At 70.5% G+C, this 22,020-nt stretch carries 19 protein-coding genes and 1 pseudogene; 8 read left to right on the forward strand and 12 right to left on the reverse strand.

Annotated features, from left to right (window positions below; translation table 11 throughout):
• Positions 1-82 precede the first annotated feature (82 nt).
• The 10 genes and pseudogenes from AB3X07_RS09615 to asnS all read right to left on the reverse strand — a co-directional run bounded on the left by AB3X07_RS09615 (position 83) and on the right by asnS (position 9,352).
• A complete protein-coding gene (locus AB3X07_RS09615; RefSeq protein WP_369944283.1) occupies positions 83-1,447 on the reverse strand; it encodes an FAD-dependent oxidoreductase in 1,365 nt (454 codons plus the stop codon).
• A gap of 48 nt (positions 1,448-1,495) precedes the next feature.
• Complete coding sequence (gene kynU, locus AB3X07_RS09620) at positions 1,496-2,764, reverse strand: kynureninase (RefSeq protein ID WP_369944284.1); 1,269 nt, start codon at positions 2,762-2,764, stop codon at positions 1,496-1,498.
• Between the two features lie 30 nt (positions 2,765-2,794).
• Positions 2,795-4,930: an FUSC family protein gene (locus AB3X07_RS09625; RefSeq protein ID WP_369944285.1), complete on the reverse strand. Its 2,136-nt coding sequence runs from the start codon at positions 4,928-4,930 to the stop codon at positions 2,795-2,797.
• A gap of 28 nt (positions 4,931-4,958) precedes the next feature.
• The gene (locus AB3X07_RS09630) at positions 4,959-5,483 is read right to left on the reverse strand and encodes a 3-hydroxyanthranilate 3,4-dioxygenase (protein WP_369944286.1); all 525 of its coding nucleotides are present in this window, start codon (positions 5,481-5,483) and stop codon (positions 4,959-4,961) included.
• Between the two features lie 37 nt (positions 5,484-5,520).
• The gene (gene can, locus AB3X07_RS09635) at positions 5,521-6,183 is read right to left on the reverse strand and encodes a carbonate dehydratase (RefSeq protein WP_369944287.1); all 663 of its coding nucleotides are present in this window, start codon (positions 6,181-6,183) and stop codon (positions 5,521-5,523) included.
• Positions 6,184-6,345: 162 nt separating this feature from the next.
• Positions 6,346-6,969: an FMN-binding negative transcriptional regulator gene (locus AB3X07_RS09640; RefSeq protein ID WP_369944288.1), complete on the reverse strand. Its 624-nt coding sequence runs from the start codon at positions 6,967-6,969 to the stop codon at positions 6,346-6,348.
• Positions 6,970-6,973: 4 nt separating this feature from the next.
• On the reverse strand, positions 6,974-7,285 hold the full coding sequence (locus AB3X07_RS09645; RefSeq protein ID WP_369944289.1) for a hypothetical protein: 312 nt from the start codon (positions 7,283-7,285) through the stop codon (positions 6,974-6,976).
• On the reverse strand, positions 7,282-7,587 hold the full coding sequence (locus AB3X07_RS09650) for a hypothetical protein (RefSeq protein WP_369944290.1): 306 nt from the start codon (positions 7,585-7,587) through the stop codon (positions 7,282-7,284). Before AB3X07_RS09650 ends, AB3X07_RS09645 begins: the two co-directional genes overlap by 4 nt.
• Positions 7,584-8,001: pseudogene (locus AB3X07_RS09655) on the reverse strand (ADP-ribosylation/crystallin J1). Before AB3X07_RS09655 ends, AB3X07_RS09650 begins: the two are co-directional and overlap by 4 nt.
• Positions 7,958-9,352, reverse strand: a complete 1,395-nt coding sequence (asnS, locus tag AB3X07_RS09660) for an asparagine--tRNA ligase (protein ID WP_369944291.1) — start codon at positions 9,350-9,352, stop codon at positions 7,958-7,960. Before asnS ends, AB3X07_RS09655 begins: the two are co-directional and overlap by 44 nt.
• Positions 9,353-9,490: 138 nt before the next feature.
• Between asnS and AB3X07_RS09665 the strand changes: the two genes are divergently transcribed.
• Together AB3X07_RS09665 and AB3X07_RS09670 are read left to right on the forward strand one after the other, a co-directional pair.
• Positions 9,491-9,838 (forward strand): HesB/IscA family protein, encoded by a 348-nt coding sequence (locus tag AB3X07_RS09665; protein ID WP_369944292.1) that lies wholly within the window; start codon positions 9,491-9,493, stop codon positions 9,836-9,838.
• A 52-nt stretch (positions 9,839-9,890) separates the two neighbouring features.
• A complete protein-coding gene (locus AB3X07_RS09670) occupies positions 9,891-10,436 on the forward strand; it encodes a CbrC family protein (RefSeq protein ID WP_369944293.1) in 546 nt (181 codons plus the stop codon).
• 102 nt (positions 10,437-10,538) lie between these two features.
• Here the strand turns inward: AB3X07_RS09670 and AB3X07_RS09675 are convergent, their stop codons facing one another.
• Positions 10,539-11,309 (reverse strand): 4'-phosphopantetheinyl transferase family protein, encoded by a 771-nt coding sequence (locus AB3X07_RS09675; RefSeq protein ID WP_369944294.1) that lies wholly within the window; start codon positions 11,307-11,309, stop codon positions 10,539-10,541.
• A gap of 389 nt (positions 11,310-11,698) precedes the next feature.
• Between AB3X07_RS09675 and rpsF the strand changes: the two genes are divergently transcribed.
• From rpsF to zipA, 5 genes are all read left to right on the forward strand, one after another.
• Positions 11,699-12,133 (forward strand): 30S ribosomal protein S6, encoded by a 435-nt coding sequence (rpsF, locus tag AB3X07_RS09680; protein ID WP_369944295.1) that lies wholly within the window; start codon positions 11,699-11,701, stop codon positions 12,131-12,133.
• 11 nt (positions 12,134-12,144) lie between these two features.
• A complete protein-coding gene (gene rpsR, locus AB3X07_RS09685) occupies positions 12,145-12,375 on the forward strand; it encodes a 30S ribosomal protein S18 (RefSeq protein ID WP_002804494.1) in 231 nt (76 codons plus the stop codon).
• 192 nt (positions 12,376-12,567) lie between these two features.
• Positions 12,568-13,017: a 50S ribosomal protein L9 gene (gene rplI / locus AB3X07_RS09690; RefSeq protein ID WP_369944296.1), complete on the forward strand. Its 450-nt coding sequence runs from the start codon at positions 12,568-12,570 to the stop codon at positions 13,015-13,017.
• Positions 13,018-13,247: 230 nt separating this feature from the next.
• Positions 13,248-16,751 (forward strand): chromosome segregation protein SMC, encoded by a 3,504-nt coding sequence (gene smc / locus AB3X07_RS09695; protein WP_369944297.1) that lies wholly within the window; start codon positions 13,248-13,250, stop codon positions 16,749-16,751.
• A 58-nt stretch (positions 16,752-16,809) separates the two neighbouring features.
• Positions 16,810-17,550, forward strand: coding sequence for a cell division protein ZipA (zipA, locus tag AB3X07_RS09700; protein WP_369944298.1), 741 nt, complete (start codon positions 16,810-16,812; stop codon positions 17,548-17,550).
• A 566-nt stretch (positions 17,551-18,116) separates the two neighbouring features.
• Here zipA and AB3X07_RS09705 read toward each other — a convergent pair.
• A complete protein-coding gene (locus tag AB3X07_RS09705) occupies positions 18,117-19,241 on the reverse strand; it encodes a pyridoxal phosphate-dependent aminotransferase (RefSeq protein ID WP_369944299.1) in 1,125 nt (374 codons plus the stop codon).
• Positions 19,242-19,498: 257 nt separating this feature from the next.
• Here AB3X07_RS09705 and ligA point away from each other — a divergent pair, with 257 nt between their 5' ends.
• Entirely contained in the window at positions 19,499-22,018 is a 2,520-nt protein-coding gene (gene ligA / locus AB3X07_RS09710; protein WP_369944300.1) for an NAD-dependent DNA ligase LigA, read from the forward strand.
• Positions 22,019-22,020: the final 2 nt, after the last annotated feature.

The raw sequence follows: 22,020 nt of genomic DNA on the forward strand, positions 1-22,020 counted from the left end.
CCGCGACGGGCGTTACCAGGCATGCTGTCGCGGCTGAAGCCGCTCCTACGAAGGATCGAGCGCCCGGGTAGGGTACGCCGGTTCAATGCGCGCCCTCCAGCGGCGCCAGCCGCGCGTGCACGATCCGCTCCAGCCAGGCCCAGTCGATCCGCGACAGGTCGCTGTGGCCCTGCGTGGCCTGCACCAGGATGTCGCGCTGGATCTCGCTGCGCTGCAGGGCCAGCGCGTACGGCGTGCGCAGGAAGGTGACCATCGTGTAGTGCGGCACGAAGCGGGTCGGGTAGCGCGTCTGCAGCGCCTGTTCCAGGTCGCGCTGCAGCAGGAAGCCGGCATCGCCGACGCGGTCGCGCATCTCGATGTAGTTCTCCAGCGCCATCTGCTGGATCGCGCTGGCACTGGGTTTGCGCTCGGCCTCGAACGCGGCATAGGCGCGCGCCAGGTCCGGTTCGCGCTGCAGGTGCGCGGCCAGCGCCACGCAATCCTCGAATGCGCAGTTCATGCCCTGGCCGTGGAACGGCACCATCGCGTGCGCGGCGTCGCCGAGCAGCACCGCGCGCCCGCCCAGGTGCCAGCGCTGCAGCCGCAGCGTGCCGAGCAGGCCCGGCGGATGCTGTTCCCAGTGCTCGGCCAACTGCGGCATCAGCGGCAGCGCATCGGCGAAATCGCGCGCGAACAGGGCCAGCGCCTCCTCGCCGTTGCGGGTGCTGGCGAAGCTCGGCTCGCCGGTGTTGGGCAGGAACAGGGTGACGGTGAAGGTGCCTTCGTCGTTGGGCAGGGCGATGCACATGTAGTGCCCGCGCGGCCAGATGTGCAGCGCGTTGGCCTCGATGCGGAAGCTGCCGTCGGCGTTGGGCGGGATCTCCAGTTCCTTGTACGAATGGTCCAGGAACTCGGTGTGCTCGGCCATCGGCGCCTTGCGCTGCATCGCCGCGCGCAGCGCAGAGCCCGCGCCGTCGGCGCCGATCATGCTGTGGAAGCGGATGTCGTGCGGCTGGTCGTCGCGGTCGTCGATGAAGCGCGCGTAGCCGGCATCGAAGTCCACCGTGTGCAGGCGGCGGTAGAAGTGGATCCGCGCGCCGGCCTGTTCGGCCAGTTCCAGCAAGGTGATGTTGAGATCGTTGCGGTGCACCGACCAGATCACCTCGCTGTCGTCGCGGCCGTAGCGCTGCAGTTGCTGGCGGCCATCGGCGAAGTGCACCATGCGCCCGCGCATCATCACCGCCTTGGCCATCACCGCGGCGTCGGCGCCGGCCTGGCGCAGCGCGTGCAGGCCGCGTTCGGCCAGGGCCAGGTTGATCGAGCGGCCGCGCTCGTAGTCCTGGATGCGCGGGTCGCCGCGGCGCTCGTAGACGGTGACGCGCCAGCCCTGGCGCGAGAGCAGGATGGCGAGCAGGGAGCCGGCCAGGCCGGCGCCGATCAGGGTGATGCTGCGGGGGGAGGCGCTCAAGGAGAAATCCGGCAGGACGCGCGGCCGTGGCCGCGCAGGAGGGGCGGCTCAGACGCCGGCCCAGGTTTCCACTTCCTCGACGAAGCGGTAGATGTCGCGATAGCGGCTGTACAGCGGCACCGGGCTGATCCGGATCACGTCCGGCTCGCGCCAGTCGCCGAGCACGCCGACCGAGTGCAGGTACTCGAACAGCGCACGGCCACGCTCGCGCCCGCCGACCACGCGCAGCGACAGCTGGCAGCCGCGGTGCGCCGGGTCGGTCGGAGTGAGGATCTGCAGGGTCTCGGCCAGGCGTGCGCGGATCAGCGTTTCCAGGTAACCGGTGAGCTGCAGCGATTTTTGCCGCAGCGCGGCCAGCCCGGCACGCTCGAACAGGTCCAGCGAGGCGCGCAGCGGCGCCATGCTCAGCACCGGCGGATTGCTCAGTTGCCAGCCGTCGGCGCCGGGCGCGGCGACGAAGTCCGGCCCCATCTGGAAGCGGGTGCGCTTGTCGTGGCCCCACCAGCCGGCGAAGCGCGGCGTGTCGCCGTGGCCGTGGCGCTCATGCACGAAGGCGCCGGCGACCGCGCCGGGGCCGGCGTTGAGGTACTTGTAGTGGCACCACACCGCGAAATCGGGCGCGGTGTCGTGCAGGGTCAGCGGGATGTTGCCCACTGCATGCGCCAGATCGAAGCCGACCGCGGCGCCGGCCGCGCGCGCCAGCCGGGTCACCGCGTCCAGGTCGAAGGCCTGCCCGGTGCGGTACTGCACGCCGGGCCACAGCACCAGCGCCAGACGCGGGCCGTGCTCGGCGATGGCGCGTTCGATCGTGGCCATCGAAATCAGGCCGTCGGCGTCGGGTTGCACCTCGATCAGGTCGGTGGCCGGATCGAAGCCGTGGAAGCGGATCTGCGACGCCACCGCATGCTGGTCGGACGGGAATGCGCCGGCCTCGATCAGGATCGCCGGGCGCTCGCGCGTGGGCCGGTAGAAGCTGACCATCAGCAGGTGCAGGTTCACCGTCAGCGTGTTCATCGCCACCACCTCGTGCGGCAGCGCGCCGACGATCCGCGCCAGCGGCGCGGCGAGCAGTTCGTGGTAGGTCAGCCACTGCGTGTCGCCGGTGAAGTGGCCTTCCACCGCCAGCGTCGACCATTTGTCCAGCACCTCCTGCACCGCGGCGCGGGCGCCGCGCGGCTGCAGGCCCAGCGAGTTGCCGACGAAGTAGGCCTGGTCGGCGCCCTGGTGCTGCGGGAACAGGAACTCGCGGCGCAGCTCGCGCAGCGGGTCGGCGGCATCGAGCGCGGTGGCGTGGTTGCGGGTCAGGAGGTCGTTCATCGGCGGCAGGTGACGGGACGAGGGCACAGTCTACCGGTCGGGACGCGGCGCTTCGTCGGCGGTCGCGGCAGCGGCGGGCAGCAGGGCGCCGCGCACCAGGTGGGTGAGGGTGCCGACGCTGTCGGCGACGCGGTCGCTGGTGTCGGCCAGCGCGGACAGCACGGTGGCGTCGGCGGCGTCCGCCGGGCACGCGGCCAGCGCCTCGGCCAGGCGGCGTTCGTCCTGGCGCAGCGTGGCCTGCACCGGCGCGACACCGCTGCCCAGGCTGTCGGCCAGTTGGGTCAGTGCCGCATGCGCCTGGCGCTGGAACTGCTGCAGTTCCGGCAACGGCGGCAGTGCCGGGCTGTCGCGCAGCACCGCTTCCAGCGACAGCGAGGCGCGGATCAGGCGGTTGCCGTTGGCCAGCACCGATTCGGCCAGGGTCAGTTCGCGCAGGTTGCGCTTGCGGCGCGGCTCGCCGCGCAGGCGCTCGATCGAGGCCTGCACGTTGGTGCGCGCGGTGCGCGCCGCGGCGCGGGTTTCCGGCAGCGCCTGCAGGCGGCCGTCGAGCAGGGCGGCGAGGTGGTCGCGGTAGGCCAGCAGCAACTGCGCCAGGGTGGCGCGGATGTGGCGTCGCTCCCAGGTCGGCCACAGCGCGTAGGCGACCAGCGCCAGCGCGCTGCCGAGCACGGTGGCCTGGATGCGCTCGCCGATCGCCTCGCCCGGGGCCATGCCTTCGAACGACAGCAGCAGCACTAGCATGCCGGTCAGGCAGGCCACGCCGAGGCCGTAGTTGACCTGGGTCAGCAGGCGGAAGCCGAGGCAGAACACGGTCAGCAACAGCAGCCGCACCACCGCGCCGTCCATCGTGAAGTGGGCCAGCACGGTGGCCAGCAACAGCCCGGCGAAGGTGCCGGCCACGCGCAGCGCGCCGAAGCTGAGGGTGCCGCCGAAGTCGGGCTTGAGCACGATCGCGGTGGTCATCGGGATCCAGTAGCCGTGCGGGATCGCCTGCCAGCGTTCGAACAGCACCGCCAGGCTCAGGCATACGCCGCAGCGCAGCGCATGGCGGAACGCCACCGAGGACAGGCGCAGGTTGGCGCGCAGGGTCTGCAACGGCGCCAGCGGCCGCAGCGCGGCCGGCAGCCGGGCCTCGGCCAGCTCGGCCTGGATCTCGCCGCGGCTGCTGGCCCAGTGGCCGTTGCGGACCAGGGCGCGCAACTGTCCGCCCAGGCCCTGGGTGCGGGCGACGGCGATGCGCAGCAGGCGCCGCGCGCGGGTGTCCTCGGCCTGCGCCTGGGCCTGCGCCAGCGCCTCGGCCAGGTCGTCGAAGCCGGTCATCGAGGCCTCCGCCGCGGCCGGGTCCTCGGCGTTGTCCAGCGCGTAGGCGAGCTGGTCAAGCACCACCGCGCTGCGCTCCAGCACGCGCTCGATCGGCAGTCGCGCCTCCGCCGCGCCCTCCAGGCGCCCGTGCAGGTCGGCCAGGGTCAGCAGTTCCAGCCGCGCGCGTTCGCACAGTTCGGCGATGATCCGGAACGACTGCACCGCCAGGCCGCGCGCGCGATGCTCGCCGTGCAGCATCACCATCGCTTCCAGCACCGCCTCGGTGGCCGGCGGCGCCAGCGTCGCGCTCGGCCGCTGGCGGGCGATGCCGGCCAGTTGCCGCATCAGCTCGGCCAGCGCGAAGCGTTCCGGGCGGTAGCGCTGCAGCGGCCAGGCGGCCAGCGCCATCAGCATCTGCAGCACGCCGCCGGCGAAGATCAGCGCGGCCACGCCGACGCTCTGCAGCGGCGGCAGGCGCACGTCGGCGCTGACCACCAGCAGGATCATGCTGGTCAGCCCGACCCGCGCCGCGACCGGCCCCAGCGCCACCAGCAGGCCGCCGCCCAGGCCCAGCAGCAGCGCCGCCAGCGCCAGCGCCGGCGTGTGCGCGCCGATCAGCATGCCCAGCAGCGCGGCGGTGCCGGCCGCCAGCGCGGCCATCAGCATGCGCTGCATGCGCGCCCGGTACGGCCCGGGCTGGTCGGAGAACATGGTGTTGAGCGCGCCGGTGGCCATCGCCAGGCCGAGCGCGGCGTGGCCGCAGGCCACGCCCACCGCGAGCGGGGCCACCACCGCGAAGGTATTGCGCAGGGCGACGCGCAGCGGGACGTCGCGCGGCTTCAGCGCGATCAGGCTGTGCAGCATCGCCGCTCCGCGCGAGGCTCGATGCGACTCACCGCGCGGCGGCGGGCGCTGGCACCGGGTGCACCTGCCCGCAGCGGCTGCAGGTGCGCAGCGCCTCGGAGGCGTAAAAGCGCGCGAACACCGGCGGGAAATCGGTCTCGATGTCGCGCAGCGGGAAGTACTCTTCGTACAGCAGGTGATTGCAGTGTTCGCAATACCACTGCAGGCCGTCGTTCTCGTGCGGCAGGCGCCGGCGTTCGATCACCAGTCCCACCGAGTCGGGCATGCGCTGCGGCGAATGCGGTACCTTGGGCGGCAGCAGGAAGGTCTCGCCGGCGCGGATCGGAATCTCGCGCACCGCGCCGTCCTCCTGGATCCGCAGCACCATCTCGCCTTCGAGCTGGTAGAACCACTCCGGGCCTTCGTCGTAGTGGAAGTCCGAGCGCGCGTTCGGCCCGCCCACCGCCATCACGATGAAGTCGCCGGCGTAGATGCACTTGTTGCCCACCGGCGGCTTGAGCAGGTGGCGGTGCTCCTCGATCCAGGCGTGCAGGTTCAACGGGGCGGGCAGCATGCGGATCCTCCTTGGCCAAGGCGCGCCGGCGGCGCGCTCAGCGGTCCTCGCGGTCGGCGCAGATGCGCGCCAGCGCGGCGTCGTAACGTGGGGCCAGGTCCTCGATGCGCTCCAGCTCCATGCCCAGGTCGTGCACGCGGCCGTCGCGCAGGCTGTAGACCCAGCCGTGCACGGTCAGTTCCTGGCCGCGCGTCCAGGCGTCGCGCACGATGGAGGTGCGGCTGACGTTGACCACCTGTTCGAGCACATTGAGCTCGCACAGGCGCGCGTGCTGGAGGCTCTCGTCGCCGGCGCGCTGCAGGCACTGCTCGTGCTTCTCGGCCACGTCGGTGACGTGGCGGATCCAGTTGTCGACCAGGCCCAGCCGCGCGCGGGTCAGGCCGGCGTGGACGCCGCCGCAGCCGTAGTGGCCGACCACCAGGATGTGCCGCACCTTCAGCACTTCCACCGCGAACTGGATCACCGACAGGCAGTTGAGGTCGGTATGCACGACCACGTTGGCGATGTTGCGATGGACGAACACTTCGCCCGGCGCCATGTCGATGATCTGGTTGGCCGGCACCCGCGAATCCGAACAGCCGATCCACAGATATTCCGGGGTCTGCTGTTTGGATAGGCGACTGAAGAACTCCGGGTCCTCGCGGTTGATGCGATTGGACCAGGCGCGGTTGTTGTTCAGTAGCTGATCGATTTTGCTCATTGCGCGCATTATTCCAGAAGCCGGCACGTATCGGGGTGCCGCTCGCGCCTGGCCGCGGATGCGGGGACGGCGCCGATTGCACACGCCTGCGTATGGCGTGATCGCGTGATCTGGATGTCCAGCGCAGGCGGGCAGCCGTGCCGCCGCGCCGTACGCCCGCGCTCAGGGCGTGGCCAGGCGCGTACGCATCAGTTCCGCCACCGCCTGCGCGCCCGGGTCGTCCATCGCCTGCAGCGCCTGCGCCACGGCCTGTTGGTTGGCCTGGGGATGATTCTGGTTGAGCTTGAACTTCAGTTCGGCGCGCTCGACCTCGATCCGGAAGCCGACGATGCCGCGCAACTGGCGGCGATGCGCGGGGTTGTGCGGCTCGTAGCGCCAGTCGCTATCCAATGCGCGTTCGTGGCGTTCGCTCAGTCGCGCCACCAGGTCGGCGAGCTGCGCTTCGTCCTCGCTGCGCTGCAGTTGCCCATGCAGGTGCGCGGTCGCGTAGTTCCAGGTCGGCACGCGCGCCAGCGCGTCCTTGTCCGGATACCAGCCCGGCGACACGTAGGCGTGCGGGCCGTGCACGATCAGCAGCGCCGGCCCGGTATGGCTGGACTGCGGATTGGCCCGCGCCCAATGGCCTTCGATCACGATGCGCGCGCCGTCGCGGCGGTACAGCACCGGCAGCGGCGTGGCGCAGGGCAGGCCCTCGGCCACGGTGACCAGGGTGGCGAACGGATTGCGTGCGATCAGCGCGTCCAGCGCGCCCAGGTCGGCTTCGGCGAAGGCGGGCGCAACGTGCATCGGTTCAGGCGCGCGCGCCCAGCGTCTGGGTCATGCGCCCGCGCAGCCCCGCATCGTCCTCGGCCTGTGGCGGCGACACCTCGGCCAGCGAGAAGCCGCGCGCCAGCGCATCCTCCTCGTCCAGCCCGTCGTAGGCGACGAATTCGGCGTCGAACAGCGCCGCCTGCGCGGTGTCCTCGCTGTCGTAGCTGAGCGTGTTGCCGTCGCTGTCCAGCACCTCGGCGGTGCCGGCGGCACGCACACGCAGGCGCGCCCACACCAGGATGCGGCCTAGGCTGGCCAGGAACCAGCGGTCGGCGGGAAGGTCGGAGGTCATGGAATCACCGTGGAAAGCAGCCAGAGCAGGGCGGCCATGCCCAGGCCGAGGAAGATGGTCAGCAGCGACAGCCAGGCCGGCGTCGCCAGCCCGGACAGCGCGCGGTCGCCGAGCGGGCGGTAGCGCCGCGCCAGCAGCCAGCCCAGCGCCACCGGCTTGAGGAAGGCGCCGGGGCCGAACGCGGCGACCAGCGGCGGATGCCGGTCGCGGATATGCACCAGGGTCAGCGGCCAGAAGATCACGAAGGCGCTGAAGCCGGCGATCGCCACGCCGACGAAGCACAGGGCGAAGAACAGGATCATGGCGTCGGCTCGCTGCCGTCGAAGCGGCCGACGATCTCGATCGGCCCGACGATGTTGTCGTTGAACGCCTCCAACTGCTCGGCCGGGATCCACCATTCGGTATGGTGCGCGCCACCGACCTTCTGCACCGGATAGGCGGCCATGAAGTCCGCGCGCACCGCGAAGCGCGCCACGTAGCCGACGCCGCTGTCCTTGACGTTCCAGCGCGCCGAGATCTCCTCGGCGTAACGCTGGTTGGTCACCGGATAGAAGATCGGCTGCTCCGGCAGCCGCGGCGGCCAGCGCCGGAACCCGCTGGCGCGCACCAGTTCGAGCTCCTCCGGCCCGAGCGGGCGATACATGGTGATCGTCGCGGCGTCGCCGGCCATGCTCAGAACTCGGCGCTGCCCGGCGCGCGCGGGTAGGGGATCGCATCGCGGATGTTGCTCAGCCCGCAGACGTAGACCACCAGGCGCTCGAAGCCCAGGCCGAAGCCGGCGTGCGGCACCGTGCCGTAGCGACGGAAATCGCGGTACCAGCCGTAGTGCGCCGGATCCAGGCCGAACTGCACCATGCGCGTGTCCAGCACGTCCAGGCGGTCCTCGCGCTCGCTGCCGCCGATGATCTCGCCGATGCCCGGCGCCAGCACGTCCATCGCCGCGACGGTCTTGCCGTCGTCGTTCAGGCGCATGTAGAAGGCCTTGATGTGCTCGGGGTAGTTGGTCACCACCACCGGGCGACCGACGTGCTGCTCGGTCAGCCAGCGCTCGTGCTCGGTCTGCAGGTCCAGGCCCCATTCCACCGGGAACTCGAACTTGTGCCCGGACTTCTGCAGTAGGGTGATCGCGTCGCCGTACTCGATGCGCTCGAACGGCGAGTTGATGAAGGTCTCCAGCCGCTCGATCGCGGTCTTGTCCACGCGCTCGGCGATGAACGCCAGGTCGTCGGCGCGCTCCTCCAGCACCGCGCGGAACAGGTACTTGAGGAAGTCCTCGGCCACGCGCGCGTTCTCGGCCAGGTCGGCGAAGGCGATCTCCGGCTCGATCATCCAGAACTCGGCCAGGTGGCGGGTGGTGTGGCTGTTCTCGGCGCGGAAGGTCGGGCCGAAGGTGTAGACCTTGCTCAGCGCCAGGCAATACGCCTCGACGTTGAGCTGACCGGACACCGTCAGGAAGGTTTCCTTGCCGAAGAAATCGCGGCCGAAATCGACCTGGCCCCTGGCGTCGCGCGGCAGGTTGGCCATGTCCAGGGTGGAGACGCGGAACATCTGCCCGGCGCCTTCGGCGTCGGAGGTGGTGATGATCGGCGTGCTGATCCAGTTGTAGCCGTTGAGGTGGAAGTAGCGGTGCACCGCCTGCGCCAGGCAGTTGCGGATGCGGGTCACCGCGCCGAACAGGTTGGTGCGCGGGCGCAGGTGCGCGACCTCGCGCAGGAACTCCGGCGACATCGGCTTGGGCTGGATCGGATAGGTCAACGGCTCCTCGACCCAGCCGACCACGTCGACCGCACTGGCCTGGATCTCGTACGACTGGCCCTTGCCCTGCGACTTCACCAGCACGCCCTTGGCGATCAGCGAGCAACTGCCGGTCAGCCGCTTGATCTCGTCGAAGTTGGGCAGCGCGTCGGTCGCCACCACCTGGATCGGGGCGAAGCAGGAGCCGTCGGTCACGTTGATGAAAGCCAGTCCGGCAGAGCCGCGCAGCGTGCGCACCCATCCCCGCACCGTGACTTCGCCGCCTTCGGGGATCTTCCCCGCCAGCGCATGTGCAACGCTCACCACCGTCATGACTTGAATCCTCGCCGCAGCGACTCGATATGGAAGGGGCAAGTGTACTGGCTGGAGCGCGGCGCTTGCGAGGCGTGACGGCGATCGGCCGTCGTTCTTTTCCTATAATGCGCGCTCGCAGTTCCCGGAGTCGTTGCCATGGCCATCCGTCTTACCCCCGTCGCCCACGCCCGCGTGCAGCGTTTCGTCGCGCAGACGCCCGGCGCGCTGGGATTGCGCTTCGGCGTCGAGCGCACCGGCTGCTCCGGCTGGGGCCACGTCACCGACCTGGCGCGCGAAGCGCATTCGGACGACGCCGTGTTCGAGCAGGACGGGGTGCGCATCTACGTCAATGCCGCCAGCCTGCCGCTGGTCGATGGCACCGAGATCGACTTCGCCAAGCAGGGCCTGGGCGAGACCTTCATCTTCCGCAATCCCAATGCCACCGCCGAATGCGGGTGCGGCGAGAGCTTCACCACCGACGCCGAACACGCCGGCGCGCCCTGAGGCGTCGCCGCTACCCGGCGGCTTCCCTGGAGAGCGCCGGGCATCCGCTCGCATGCAGCCGCCGCCGTTCCGCCATCACCCCAACGCCTATGCGCTGTGCTTCGCGCAGGAGCGGGGGGTGTGCGACTGCTGCGGCGCAACCCGCGCATGGCGCTACCAGGGTCCGTTCTACTGCGCCGGCGACGGTCCGCAGTTCCTGTGCCCCTGGTGCATCGCCGATGGCCGCGCCGCGGCCCGCTTCGACGGCGAGTTCACCGGCTGGACCGAGATCGAGGGCGTCTCGCCCGACCCGGACGACCCGCCGCCGTCGATCGATGCCGCGCTGTTGCAGGAGATCTGCACGCGCACGCCGGGCTACTCGGCCTGGCAGCAGCCGGTCTGGCTGACCCATTGCGACAGGCCTTGCGCCTTCCTCGGCTACGCTGGCCGCGACGACCTCGCGCCGATCCTGGAGCAGGTCAGGCCCGACATCGTCGAGGTCAATCCGCGCGATGCGGACTGGCTGCTGGCGCGGTTGTCCCGCGACGGGATGCTGGTCGGCTGCCTGTTCCGGTGCCTGGCCTGCGGCCAGCATCGCCTGCATGTCGACATGGGCTGACTCAAGCCTTTGATTGGATTCGGTTCGAGGCCTTCGCGCGTGCGGTCCCAGGCGCGGTCGAGCGCTGCGCCATCGAAGTGAGCGCCTTGCTTGCGGGTGCCGTCACCACGCGTAGTGGGTGAGCACCAGTTGCGGATCTAGGTCCAGCCGCGCGAAGCCGATCACGCAGACCTGTCCGGCGACGAACTGGGCGCAAAGCGTTTCGGTCAAGCGCAGGTGCAGACGCTGCTGCGCCAGGTCGATCGCGCAGACGCGGGCGGCGGCGAAGTCGAAATAGCGTCCGACCACGCCGAACGCGGCCTTGAACAGGCTTTCCTTGGCCGAGAACAGGGCGGTCAGCAGCGCGTCGTACGGCCACTGCGCATCGGCGGCCGTCGTCAGCAGCGCGGCCTCCGCGGCGTCGATCGCCACGTCCAGCACCGCCTCGCGCGCGGCGGGCGCGAGCAGCCGCTCCAGGTCGATGCCGATGCCCTGGCCCCGGTCGCCGGCCAGCGCCAGCGCCGCGGCGCAGCCGTCGCTGTGGGAGATGCTGCCCAGGCTGCCGGGCGGCCAGCACGGCTGGCGCGAGGCGCCGATCGCGATCTCGGCTTGCGCCCGCGCCGGCCCGAGCGCCTCGCCCAGCGCCAGGCGCGCGGCCAGGCGCCCGAACAGGAATTCGGCCTGGCGCTTGCGCACGCTGCGCGCCACGCTGTCCGGGCAGGCGATCGCCGCCGCGGCGAAGGCCCGCGCATCGAAGCGCGTGGCATCGAAGGCCAGCACGTAGAGCGGCGTGGCGACGCCGAGCAGATAGCGCCGTGCTCCCCGCGACGCGGCGGCGACCGCCGGCGGCAGGTCCAGTCGCAGCGGCTGGCCGATCAATGGGGCGGTCTTCACTGTGCGCCTTTGGCGCCGATGGCGCGTAGCGGCGCCTCGGAAAGCACTGGCGCAGTCGGGCGCCGCCAGGCCCGTCCCGGGCCGGGCTTGGCGGTGGCGCCGACGAGCGGCCGCGCCCAGGCGCCCGCGGCGCGTGGGGTGGCAGACAGGTGCGGAAGGTTCGGGGGGCGGGCGTTCACCCGGCCAGTGTCGCAAAACCCGCACTTGCTCGGCACCGCCACCGCCGCGGGGGAGGGCGCAAGGTGTCCGGCCTTGCGGCGCGGTCCCCGCACTGCCATACTTTCCGGCTTCCTGTGCCCGTCGTGGCAGGAACCCTTGCTCCACCGCACCCGTCCCGGGCTCGCGGGGGGCTGTCCGGCCCTCGGGCCACATCCGAAAGGTATACCCACATGAGTCGTCATTACGAAATCGTGTTCCTGGTCCATCCGGACCAGAGCGAGCAGGTCCCGGCCATGATCGAGCGCTACAAGTCGCTGGTCGAGAACGGCAGCGGCACCATCCACCGCCTGGAAGACTGGGGCCGCCGCCAGCTGGCGTACCCGATCCAGAACCTGGTGAAGGCGCACTACGTCATGCTGAACATCGAAGTCGACCAGGCCATCCTGGCCGAGCTGGTCGAGAGCTTCCGCTTCAACGACGCCGTGCTGCGCCACCTGGTGATCAAGCGCGACGGCGCCGACACCGAGCAGTCGCTGATCATGAAGAGCAAGGACGAGAAGGGCGACAAGCCCGAGCGCAGTGAGCGCCGTCGCCGCGACGACGAGGAAGGCGAAGCGCCTGCCGCCGCCACCGATACCGACGGCGACGCCGCCGAAGCCGCCTAAGGAGCACTGCCATGTCCAAGTTCTTCCGTCGTCGCAAGTTCTGCAAGTTCACCGCCGAGGGCGTCAAGGAGATCGATTACAAGGATCTCAACACCCTGCGCCAGTACCTCACCGAGAACGGCAAGATCGTGCCGAGCCGCGTGACCGGCACCAAGTCCAAGTACCAGCGCCAGCTGGCCACGGCGGTCAAGCGCGCGCGTTTCCTCGCGCTGATCCCGTACACGGACAACCACGACGTTTAATTCCGGGTCTCCCGGCATGTAATGGCCCGCACCTCCCGGTGCGGGCATTCGAACGAAGTCTGGCGATTGAAGAGTGCGGTGCGGTCGGGACGCGATTCCCGATTCCCGTTTCCCGATTCCCGGCTTCTCCTATTCGGACAGCACCCGTTGCGGCGGCCACGTGCCGACGCTAACGAATAACGGAGCAAGACCATGCAACTGATTCTTCTGCAGAAAGTGACCAACCTGGGCGGCCTCGGCGACAAGGTCGACGTCAAGCCGGGCTACGGCCGCAACTACCTGGTGCCGCAGGGCAAGGCCGTGCCGGCCACCGCCGCCAACATCGCCGAGTTCGAAGCCAAGCGCGCCGAGTACGAAGCCAAGGCCAAGTCGATCCACGATGACGCGCAGGCCCGTGCCGCCAAGCTGGAAGGCGCCAGCGTGACCATCAAGGCCAACGCGTCCACCGAAGGCAAGCTGTACGGCTCGGTAGGCCCGCGCGACATCGCCGAGGCCTTCACCGCCGCCGGCCTGCCGCTGGAAAAGGGCGAAGTGGTGCTGGGCGAAGGCGCGTTCCGCAACATCGGCGAGTACGACGTGCTGGTGCGCCTGCATGCCGACGTCGAGACCTCGGTCAAGGTCGTGGTCGAAGCCGACGCCTGATCCTCGGCGTCGTACGCTGTACCGAAACGGGCGCCGCAAGGTGCCCGTTTCGTTTGCGGCGCGCGGCCCCGGCGCCCGCCATGGCCGTTATACTCACCGGTTCGTGCCTGTTTCCTGTCCGGCGATCGTAGTCGTATCAAGGGGTTGGAGGCGGGACTTCACCTGGATATTCATTAGCGGCAGCGCGTGCCGGCCTGCCGGCCGCGCGCCTGCCATGGATTGCCCGACCCATGCGCCTGTCGACCATCAAGCTGTCCGGCTTCAAGTCCTTCGTCGATCCGACCACGCTGCACCTGCCGACCAACATGACCGGCATCGTCGGTCCGAACGGCTGCGGCAAGTCGAACATCATCGACGCGGTGCGCTGGGTGATGGGCGAAAGCTCGGCCAGCCGCCTGCGCGGCGACTCGCTGACCGACGTGATCTTCTCCGGCTCCTCGGCGCGCAAGCCGGTGTCGCAGGCCACGGTCGAACTGATCTTCGACAACTCCGACCACACCATTTCCGGCGAGTACGCGGCGTTCAACGAGATCTCGGTCAAGCGCCAGGTCAGCCGCGACGGCAGCAGCAGCTACTACCTCAACGGCACCAAGTGCCGGCGCCGCGACATCACAGACCTGTTCCTGGGCACCGGCCTGGGCCCGCGCAGCTACTCGATCATCGAGCAGGGCATGATCAGCCAGATCATCGAGGCGCGCCCGGAGGACCTGCGCGTGTACTTGGAGGAGGCTGCCGGCATCTCCAAGTACAAGGAGCGGCGCAAGGAGACCGAGACCCGCATCCGCCATACCCGCGAGAACCTGGAACGCCTGGGCGATTTGCGCGAGGAGATCGGCAAGCAGCTCGAACACCTCAAGCGCCAGGCGCGCCAGGCCGAGCAGTACCAGGCGCTGCAGGAGGAACGGCGGATCAAGGACGCGCAATGGAAGGCGCTGGAATACCGCGGCCTGGACGGACGCCTGCAGGGCCTGCGCGAGGCGCTGGGCCAGGAAGAGACGCGGCTGCAGCAGTTCATCGCCGAACAGCGCGATGCCGAGGCGCGGATCGAGACCGGCCGCGTGCGCCGCGAGGAAGCCGCCGAGGCGCTGAGCAAGGCCCAGGCCGAGGTCTACCAGGTCGGCAGCACCCTGGCCCGCATCGAGCAGCAGATCCAGCACCAGCGCGACCTGTCGCAGCGCCTGCACAAGGCGCGCGACGAGGCGCAGCTGGCGCTGGCCGAACTCGGCCAGCACATCAGCGGCGACGAGGCCAAGCTGGCGCTGCTGCGCGAATCGGTGGACGTGGCCGGGCCGCAGCTGGAGGAATTGCAGGAAGACAACGAATTCAAGCAGGAAGCGCTGCGCGAGGCCGAGGCGCGCCTGGCCGACTGGCAGCAGCGCTGGGAATCGCATCAGCGCAACACCGCCGAGGCCTCGCGCGCCGGCGAAGTCGAGCGCACCCGCGTCGACTACCTGGACCGGCAGTCGCTGGAGGCCGAGCGCCGCCGCGAGGCGCTGGTCGCCGAGCGCGCCGGGCTGGATCTGGACGCGCTGGCCGCCGCGTTCGAGCAGATCGAACTGCAGCACGAGACCCAGCGCGCCGCGCTGGATGGCCTCAACGAGCAGGTCGAGACCCGCAAGCAGGCGGTGGTGGCGCTGCAGGAGCAGCAGCGCGGCGCGCAGGCCGAACTGGCCGAGGTGCGCAAGCAGGCGCAGGCCGCGCGTGGCCGGCTGTCGTCGCTGGAAACCCTGCAGCAGGCCGCGCTTGGCCAGGAGCAGGGCGCCGCGGTGGCCTGGCTGAAGGCGCGCGGGCTGGACTCGGCGGCGCGCGTGGGCGAGCGCATCAGGGTGGAGAGCGGCTGGGAGAACGCGGTCGAAGGCGCGCTCGGGCAACTGATCGAAGGCGTGCTGGTCGATGCGCCGGAAACCCTGGTCGATGCGCTGGGCGAACTCGGCGAAGGCCGCATCGCGCTGGTCAGTGGCGCCGAGGCGGCCGGCGATTTCGCGCCGACCTCGCTGGCTGCCAAGGTGCAGGGGCCGATCGCGATCCGCCGGCTGCTGGCGCGGCTGCACGTGGCCGAGGATCTGGCCACCGCGCGCGCCTTGCTGCCGCAGCTGGGCGAGGGCGATTCCATCGTCACCCGCGATGGCGCGCGCCTGGGCGAGGGCTGGCTGCGCGTGTCGCGCTCCGGCGCGGCCAAGCAGGGCGCGCTGCTGCGCGAACGCGAGATCCAGACCCTGCGCGGCCAGATCGACGCGCTGCAGGAGCGCGAGGCGGAACTGGAACAGCGCCTGGCGAATCTGCGCGAGCAATCGCTGGCCGCCGAACAGCAACGCGAGGAAGCGCAGCGCCAGTTGTACCAGGCGCACCGCAGCGTGTCCGAGCTGGCCGGGCAATTGCAGAGCCAGCAGGGCAAGGTCGACGCCGCGCGCACCCGCATCGAGCGCATCGAGGCGGAGATCGCGCAGTTGCTGGAGACCCTGGACAGCAGCCGCGAGCAGGCGCGCGAGGCGCGCTCCAAGCTGGAGGACGCGGTCACCAGCATGGGCGACCTGGAGTCGGTGCGGCACGCGCTGGAAAGCGAACGCCGCCAGCTCACCGAGGCGCGCGACCTGGCCCGCGACGCCGCGCGGCGGGTGCGCGAGGCGGCGCACGCGCTGGCCCTGACCCTGGAGTCGCAGCGCGCGCAGATCGCCTCGCTGAGCCAGGCGTTGGAGCGCATGGGCAACCAGCGCGGGCAACTGGATACGCGCCTGGGCGAACTCAGCGCGCAGTTGAGCGAAGGCGACTCGCCCGTGGTCGCGCTGGAAGCCGAACACCAGGCGGCGCTCAGCGAACGCGTGCGCACCGACCGCGTGCTCGGCGAGGCGCGCACGCTGCTGGACGGCATCGACCACGAACTGCGCGCGCTGGAGCAGACCCGCCAGCAACGCGACGAACAGGCGCTGGCGCAGCGCGAGCGCATCGCCCAGCGCCGCCTCGACCAGCAGGCGCTGGTGCTCAGCGCCGAGCAACTGTCGGCGGCGGTGGTCAAGGCCGGCTTCGTGCTCGAGGACGTCATCAACGGCCTGCCCGAGCAGGCCGATCCGGCCGAATGGGAACAGGCGGTGCAGCAGATCGACGCGCGCATGCGCCGGCTGGAGCCTGTCAACCTGGCGGCGATCAGCGAGTACGGCGAGGCCGCGCAGCGCGCCGAGTACCTGGAAGCGCAGGACGTGGACCTCAACACCGCGCTGGAGACCCTGGAGGACGCCATCCGCAAGATCGACCGCGAGACCCGCGGCCGCTTCAAGGACACCTTCGACCGGGTCAATTCCGGCGTGCAGGCGCTGTATCCGCGCCTGTTCGGCGGCGGCCACGCCTACCTGGAACTGACCGGCGAGGACCTGCTCGACACCGGCGTGGCGATCATGGCGCGGCCGCCGGGCAAGCGCGTGTCCAGCATCTCGCTGCTGTCCGGCGGCGAGAAGGCGATGACCGCGGTGGCGCTGGTGTTCGCGATCTTCCAGCTCAACCCGGCGCCGTTCTGCCTGCTCGACGAGGTCGACGCGCCGCTGGACGAGGCCAACGTCGGCCGCCTGGCGGCGATGGTGCGGGAAATGAGCGAGAAGGTGCAGTTCCTGTTCGTCAGCCACAACAAGGCGACGATGGAAGCGGCGCATCAGCTCAGCGGCGTCACCATGCGCGAGCCCGGCGTCAGCCGCCTGGTCAGCGTGGACCTCGAGGAAGCTGCGCGTTTGGCGGGCGCGGCCTGACGTGACATGCTAGATCAGTTGCATTTCCCCTACGCACCCCTGCCGGAGTAACCCCCGAATGTCCGACATGGCAATGCTGCGCATCGGCATCCTCGCCGCCGGTCTGCTGTTGATCGCGGCGATCTTCCTGTTCGGCCGCCCGAAGAAACCCACCCAGGGCCGGCGCGTGGACGCGGCCGATCCCGCCGCCGCGCCGCGTCGCGAACCCTCGCTCGGCGACGCCGCGCTGCCGGCCGACGGCGACAGCGGCGTTGCCGCCGAACAGGATGGCGCCCTGGGCCAACCCGAGCTGGGCCTGCCCGCCGCCGAATCGGCCACGGCCGACCTCGGCAAGCGGCCGAGCCAGGATTTCGACAAGATCGTCTCGCTGTACGTCGCCGCGCGCGCCGGACAGGTGCTGCGCGGCGAGGACATCGTCGTCGCCGCGGAAAAGACCGGCCTGGTGTTCGGCCACATGAACGTGTTCCACCGCCTGGTCGAGGGCCATCCCGAGCGCGGCCCGATCTTCAGCATGGCCAGCATCATGAAGCCGGGTAGCTTCGACATGGCGCACATCCGCGAGATGGAGACCCCGGCGATCGCGTTCTTCCTGACCCTGCCGGCGCCACTGACCGCGCTCGACGCCTGGGAGAAGATGCTGCCGACCGTGCAGCGCATGGGCGAACTGCTCGACGGCGTGGTCCTGGACGACAGCCGCAACGCCCTGGGCCGCCAGCGCATCGCGCACATCCGCGACGACCTGCGTGCCTACGACCGCCAGCATCAGGCGCCGCCGTTGACGAAGTCCCCACGCTGGTAGCGTGGGGACGGGAATGGGGAGTCGGGAATGGGGAATCGTAAAAGCGGCTCCCCGGCGCTGATCGTCCGCCGCGCTTTTCCCTTCTCCCTGCGGGAGAAGGTGCCCCGCAGGGGCGGATGAGGGTACGACAGCCGCGGACGCAAGAAGCCTCCGCTTGGCTTGCCAATCTCCACTCCTAGGCGCGCTGAAGCCGGGACAGAGAATCTGCGTGCCTACGACCGGCAGCATCAGGCGCCGCCGTTTACGAAGTCCCCACGCTGGTAGCGTGGGGCCGGGAATGGGGAGTCGGGAATGGGGAATCGTAAAAGCGGCTCCCCGGCGCTGATCGTCCGCCGCGCTTTTCCCTTCTCCCTGCGGGAGAAGGTGCCCCGCAGGGGCGGATGAGGGTACGACAGCCGCGGACGCAGGAAGCCTCCGCTTGGCTTGCCAATCTCCACTCCCAGGCGCGCTGAAGCCGGGACAGAGAATCGGAAAACCGGAAAGTGGGAAGCCGAAGGAAGGCTGGCCAGCGTGACCCGCACGGAACCCGCCTTCACGATTCCCCATTCTCCATTCCCAATTCCCAGCTACTTACGCGCCTTCAAAAACGCCTCACGAAACCGCAGCATCTCCGCCTCGGTGCCGACCGTGACGCGGACCAGCTTGGGCCAGATCGGCCAGTTGCGGCCGACCATCACGCCCTGCTTGGCCATCGACGCGGCGAAGGCCTTGCCGTCGCGCTTGACGTCGACCATGAAGCAGTTGGACTGCGAGGGCAGGCACTTGTAGCCCTTGCTCTGCAGCCAGGCGATGGTGTCGTTGCGCACGCGGGCGTTCTCGGCGCGGCGCGTCGGCACCAGTTGCACGTCGCGCAGGCTGGCGATGCCGGCGGCGACCGCGGTCACCGCCACCGGGTTCTCGCCGAACGCCGCCAGCTTGGTCAGCAATCCCGGCGAGGCCACCGCCAGGCCCAGGCGCAGGCCGGCCATGCCGTACAGTTTGGAGAAGGTGCGCAGCACCAGCAGGTCCTGGCGCTGGCCGATCAGGTCGATCACCGAGGGTTGCTCGCTGTAGTGGATGTAGGCCTCGTCCACCAGCAGCACGCTGGAGGCGGGCTTGTTGGCCAGCAACCACTCGATGTCGGCGCGCGCGGTGATCGAGCCGGTCGGGTTGTTGGGGTTGCACAGGTAGATCAACCCCGCGTTCGGATCGGCGCTGGCCATGGCCTTGACGTCGTGCCCGCCGTCGGCGCGCAGCGGCACCCGCCGCACCGGTGCGCCGTTGGCGGCGGCGACATCGGCGACCGCCTCGAAGGTCGGGTCGGCCACCACCACGCCGGCGCGTGCCGAGGTGAAGGCGCGCGCGGCGCGGTTGAGCGGATCGCTGGAGCCGGGATAGACCGCGATGTGGTTGCTGGGCAACTGATGCTCGCCGGCGAACAGCGCGATCAGGTCGTTGGGCAGCTCGAACAGGTAGCGGCCGGCGCGCGGCAGGATCGCCTGGGCGGCGTCCAGCGCGGCCGGGGACGGGCCCAGCGGGCATTCGTTGAAGTTCAGATAGACCGGGCCGGCCGCCGGCGCCACCCCGGGCGTCGCGGCGGCCGCGGCCTTGCGCTTGGCCGCTTCCGCGCCGGGGGCCAGGCCCAATGCCCCGACCGCCAGACCCGAGGTCGCGAGGGAAAGAAAGGAACGACGCGAAACCGGTAGCGACACGGCGATGCTCCAGCGAGGACGGGGAGGGGAGCGCAAACCTAACGTTCTCTTAACGATGCGGCAAGCACCATCGCGCCGCGGAAGCGGGGCCGCGTGACCGGAAGCCCGGAAAGAGCGCCATATCACCATCCCAGGTTGCATCGGCCGGGCTGCGTCGCTTGCCTGGGTGCGGCGGGCTGCAGGCCGCCGCGCGCGCATTTTCCCCTCGCCGGTCCCGCAGTTACTATCGCCTCCCTCTCCGTCACCTCCGGCCGCGCATGACCGCCACGTCCGATCTCCAGCAGCGCGTCGCTGAGTTGCGCCGCCGCATCGAAGACGCCAATGATCGCTACTACGTGCACGACGATCCGTCGATCCCAGATGCCGAGTACGACGCGTTGCTGCGCGAGTTGGAGGCGCTGGAAGCCGAGCATCCGCACCTGGCCAGCGACGACTCGCCGACCCGCCGCGTCGGCGCGCGTCCCGACGGCGGCTTCCCCGAAGTGCGCCACGCCATCCCGATGCTGTCGCTGGCCAACGCCTTCGAGACGCCAGGCGTGGCCGAGGACGCCGACGATCGCACCCGCTTCGCCGAGGTCGCCGATTTCGAGCGGCGCATCGAGCGCGAACTGGAGCTGGCCGCGCCGGTGTTCTCGGTCGAACCGAAGCTGGACGGCCTGGCGATCAGCCTGCGCTACGAGGACGGCCGGTTCGTGCAGGGCGCCACCCGCGGCGACGGCGCCACCGGCGAGGACGTCACCGCCAACCTGCGCCAGGTGCGCTCGGTGCCGCTGAAATTGCGCGACCTCGGCATGCCGTTCCCGGCCGTGCTGGAAGTGCGCGGCGAGGTCTACATGCCGCGCGCGGCCTTCGCCGCCTGGAATGCGCAGGCGCTGGAGCGCAACGAGAAGCTGCTGGCCAATCCGCGCAACGGCGCCGCCGGCTCGCTGCGCCAGCTCGATCCGGCGGTCACCCGGCGCCGGCCGCTGGCGTTCTTCGCCTACTCGGTCGGCGAGGTGCGCGGGCTGGAACTGCCCGAGACCCATTCGCAGACCCTGGAGCTGCTGCGCCGCTTCGGCTTCCCGGTGGCGCCGGAAGTGGCCACCGCCACCGGTTTCGATGGCCTGATCGCCTACTTCCGCCGCATCGGCGCCGCGCGCGACAGCCTGCCGTACGACATCGACGGCGTGGTCTACAAGCTCGACGACTACGACCAGCAACAGGCGATGGGCTTCGTCTCGCGCGCCCCGCGCTGGGCGCTGGCGCACAAGTTCCCGGCGCAGGAGCAGTCCACCGTGCTGCGCGCGATCGAGGTGCAGATCGGCCGCACCGGCGCGGTCACCCCGGTGGCGCGGCTGGAGCCGGTGCAGGTCGCCGGCGTCACCGTCACCAACGCGACCTTGCACAACGCCGACCAGATCGCGCGGCTGGATGCGCGCGAGGGCGACACGGTGATCGTGCGCCGCGCCGGCGACGTGATCCCGGAAGTGGTGCGGGTGATCGAGGAGCGGCGGCCGCCCGGCACCGTGCCGTGGACGATGCCGGCCACCTGCCCGGTGTGCGGCTCGGACCTGGTCAAGGAGGAGGACGCGGTGGCCTGGCGCTGCAGCGGTGGCCTGGCCTGCGCCGCGCAACGCAAGGAGGCGCTGCGCCATTTCGCCTCGCGCCGGGCGATGGACATCGAGGGCCTGGGCGACCGCCAGGCCGATGCGCTGGTCGAGTTCGGCTTCGTGCAGTCGCTGGCCGATCTGTACGCGCTCAGCGTCGAGGACCTGGTGCGGATGAAGGTCGCGCTGGACGCGGCGACCGCCGCCGATCTGGAGCAGGCGGTCACCGAGAGCAAGGGCGCGCTGGCGCTGGATGCGCAGGCGCACGCGACGCTCGCGCAGCAGGATCCGCCTGACTGGCGCCGCGCCGAGTTCCTGCGCGCGCACCTGGCGGTCGATCTGGGCGGCAAGCTGGCGACGAAATGGGCCGAGAACCTGGTCGCCGCCATCGCCGCCAGCCGCCACACCACGCTGCCGCGGTTCCTGTTCGCGCTGGGCATTCCGCATCTGGGCGAATCCACGGCCAAGGCGCTCGCGCACTGGCTGGGCACGCTGGCGTTCGTGCGCAGCACGCCGGCGGTGCTGCTTCAGGCGTTGCCCGATATCGGCGGCGAAGTCGCGCGCTCGATCGCCACCTTCTTCGAGCAGGCCGGCAACGCCGCGGGGGTCGATGCGCTGATCCAGGCGGGAATCGGTTTCTCCGACGAGGGCCAGCCACCGGCGCAACTGCGCGAGCGCCTCGACCTGGCGCACCTGCTGAGCACGCTGCCGGTGGACAAGCTCGGCGGCAAGAGCGCGCAGCGCCTGGCCGCGACCTACGGCACCCTGGACGCGTTGCTGAAAGCCAACGAAAGCGGCTGGACCGGCGCCGGCCTGTCCGCCGCGGGCGCCGCCAACCTGGCCGCGTACCTGGCCGACGCGGAGAGCCTGCGGGCCTTGCGCGAGGCCGACGCGGCGATGCAACGGCTGCTGGAGGCGGCGCCTGCGCAGGCCGAGCGCCGCGCCGCGCCGTTGGACGGCAAGACCGTGGTGCTGACCGGCACCTTGCAGCAGCTCACCCGCGACGCGGCCAAGGAGCGGCTGGAAGCGCTGGGCGCGAAGGTCGCCGGCAGCGTGTCGAAGAAGACCAGCTTCGTCGTCGCCGGCGCCGAGGCCGGCTCCAAGCTGGACAAGGCGCAGGAGCTGGGCGTGCCGGTATGGGACGAGGCACAGCTGCTGGCGCTGCTGGGCGAGCACGAGGGCCAGGAATGAGC

Source organism: Xanthomonas sp. DAR 35659, assembly GCF_041242975.1.
Taxonomy (GTDB): domain Bacteria; phylum Pseudomonadota; class Gammaproteobacteria; order Xanthomonadales; family Xanthomonadaceae; genus Xanthomonas_A; species Xanthomonas_A medicagonis.